This is a genomic window from Cupriavidus sp. 01L46, from assembly GCF_056399905.1.
In genome coordinates this window covers 1-2,784 of sequence record NZ_JBFTSF010000497.1, presented here as the reverse complement: position 1 = coordinate 2,784, position 2,784 = coordinate 1, and the positions used below count along the sequence as shown (strand labels likewise).

At 66.1% G+C, this 2,784-nt stretch carries 2 protein-coding genes; both read left to right on the top strand.

The annotated features are described in order from the left end of the window. The first annotated feature begins 313 nt into the window (after window positions 1–313). Window positions 314–1,057: a DUF3348 domain-containing protein gene (locus AC1DS3_RS37460; protein WP_441630975.1), complete on the top strand. Its 744-nt coding sequence runs from the start codon at window positions 314–316 to the stop codon at window positions 1,055–1,057. A gap of 9 nt (window positions 1,058–1,066) precedes the next feature. Beyond that, window positions 1,067–2,784: DUF802 domain-containing protein (locus AC1DS3_RS37455; RefSeq protein WP_477129229.1), on the top strand; the 1,718-nt coding region annotated here is incomplete at its 3' end.

Genomic DNA, 2,784 nt, shown 5'->3' with positions numbered 1-2,784 from the left:
GTGCTCTACCACTGAGCCACATGGGCAACGATGACAACGACTGCAAGTTGCCTTATTACCAAATAAATACTCTAAGCCATTGATTTTTAAGGAGTTTTTTGGCTTCCCGCCGAATCAATGGACTGCATTATGGACTAATCGACCCTGCTCGGCAACCCCTTAATGGCGAAAGTTTCCATCTCTGTTCCGGCCGAAAAATCTCGCGGCATGTGAATCTGATGTGACTCTGCCTGGGTATTCGCAATTCAAAGCGAAATGCGATAGGTCCACCCCTCGCTGGCGTGTAAACTGCAGGGTTTTTGATTCAGCCGGTATGGTGCAAGCTCCACAGCACACAGGTTGCAGCGGCCCGACGCTCATTCGCTTGCTTGCGCGCCTAGCGGACGTCGATGTTCCCGAACCCAGACAATCGCTCTCGGACCGACTGAGCCAGTGGCTCGGCTGGGCCGACGCCATCGAACTGTCCACGGCCCTGAACGGCAACCCGCCGCCGGTAGCCCCCGGCGCGCGCGCCTTCGGCAGCGCCGAGGCGCTTGCGTGCGACCGTGTGCGAGCCGCGCTGGCGAATGCCATCGCAGGCGATGGCGCCGTTGCCTCCGCCAAGCGGCGCGGGCAACCGCAGGCGCCTGCCCAGGGAGACTCCACGGAGGCAGCGGTCGATTACGCGACATATCGTCAGCGTTATCTCTCGATGCAGCAGACGATGGAGACCGAGATCGGCAGCTTGCGCGGCCGCCTGCGGGCAATGCTGGCCGCCAGGACGCCCGCCCTGTCGCAGCTCGCGGCGGTGGATGCTGTCATGGAGGGGGCACTGGGCGCGCGCGAGCGCAGCCTGCTTGGTGGCGTGCCCGCATTGCTGGAAGGCCACTTCGCGCGCTTGCGCCAGGCCGAGCAGGCAACGCTGGCCGACGCCCAGGCCGCGGGCGAGTCCGCGGCGGTCACTTCCGGCGCATGGCTGGACGTGTTCCGCAGGGATATGCGCAGCGTACTGCTTGCCGAACTGGATATTCGTTTACAACCGATCGATGGGCTGCTTGCCGCCCTTCGCTCCAGCTAACAGGACGCCATGTCCAGATATCTTAATTTCGCTGTTTTTCTGGCCGGTCTGGCCGCGGTGTGCTGGATCGGCGTCGGCTATGCCGGCTCGAACACCCTGGCGCTGGCTGTCACCGTGCTGATCGGCGCCTGCTACGTGGCAGGCGCGCTCGAGCTGCGGCGCTATCACGAGGCCACGTCCACCTTGGCGCGGGCCGTAGCAGGCCTGTCCGAGCCGCCGGCCAGCMTGGATGCCTGGCTGGCGCAATTGCCTGCCAGCCTGCGCAATGCGACGCGCCTGCGCATCGAAGGTGAGCGCGTGGGCTTGCCGGGGCCGTCGCTCACGCCGTATCTGGTGGGCTTGCTGGTGTTGCTGGGCATGCTGGGTACGTTCCTGGGCATGGTGGCCACCCTGAAAGGCACCGGCATGGCGCTGGAAAGCGCGACGGACTTGCAGGCCATCCGCGCCTCGCTGGCCGCGCCGGTCAAGGGCCTGGGATTTGCATTCGGCACTTCGGTCGCGGGCGTGGCCACCTCCGCGATGCTGGGACTGCTTTCGACGTTGTGCCGGCGCGAGCGCACGCAAGCGGCGCAGAGGCTCGACACCAGGATCGCGACGACGTTGCGCATCTACTCGCTGTCCCACCAGCGCGAGGAGACCTTCAAGCTCCTGCAACGGCAGGCCGAGGTGATGCCCGCCTTGGTCGATCGGTTGCAGGCCATGATGGCGGCCATGGAACAACAGAGCCTGGCCTTGCACGAGCGCCAGCTCGCCAGCCAGGACGCTTTCCACGGCAAGACCGAAGCCGCGTACACCCGCCTGGCGTCCTCCGTGGAGCAATCCTTGAAGGAGAGCGTCGCCGATAGCGCCCGCGCCGCCGGTGCAGCGCTCCAGCCGGCCGTGGAGGCCACCATGGCGAGCCTCGCGCGCGGAACGGCCGCCCTGCAAGACACCGTCACGCAGGCCGTGCAGCGGCAGCTCGATGGCCTGTCGACCGGATTCGAGGCGACCACCACCACCGTGGCGGGCATCTGGAACGATGCGCTGGCGGGACACCAGCGATCGAGCGAAGCGCTTACCCAGGACCTGCGCACCTCGCTCTCCCAGTTCACCGACACCTTCGAGCAACGCTCCGCAGGCCTGCTGGAGGGCGTCTCCACCCGCCTGGAAGCCACGACCGGCAGCCTGTCGGCAGCCTGGAACAACGCGCTCTCCCAACACGAACGCGTCAGCCAGAAAATGGCGGGCGACAATCAAAACGCTTTGGCGGCGGCCGCGGCGAGCCTGGAACAGCAATCGACAGCACTGGTGCGCACGGTAGGCCAGTCGCATGCGGACCTGCAAGCGGAACTGGCAGCGCGGGACCAGCAGCGGCTGGCGGCCTGGGCCGATACGCTCGGCACGCTGGCCGCGACGCTGCGCAAGGAGTGGGAACTGACGGGCGCGCACACCGCGAGCCGGCAGCAGGAAATCTGCGACACGCTGGCGCAGAACGTGCGCGACATTTCCGCCCAGACGCAAGCACACGCCAGCAACACCCTCGTCGAGATCGACCGGCTCGTGCAAGCCGCTTCGGCGGCCCCCAAGCTGCTGGACAGCGTCTCCGCCCGCCTGGAAACGGCAACGAGCGGCATGTCGGAAGCGTGGAACAATGCACTCTMCCAGCACGAACGCGTCAGCGAAAAACTGGCGGGCGACAACCAGCACGCGCTGGCGGCGGCCGCGGCGACATTTGAGCAGCACTCGGC

Excerpts from the sequence above, each read along its gene's own strand:
- AC1DS3_RS37460 (WP_441630975.1), top strand. The coding sequence starts at position 314 with ATGGTGCAAGCTCCACAGCACACAGGTTGCAGCGGCCCGACGCTCATT.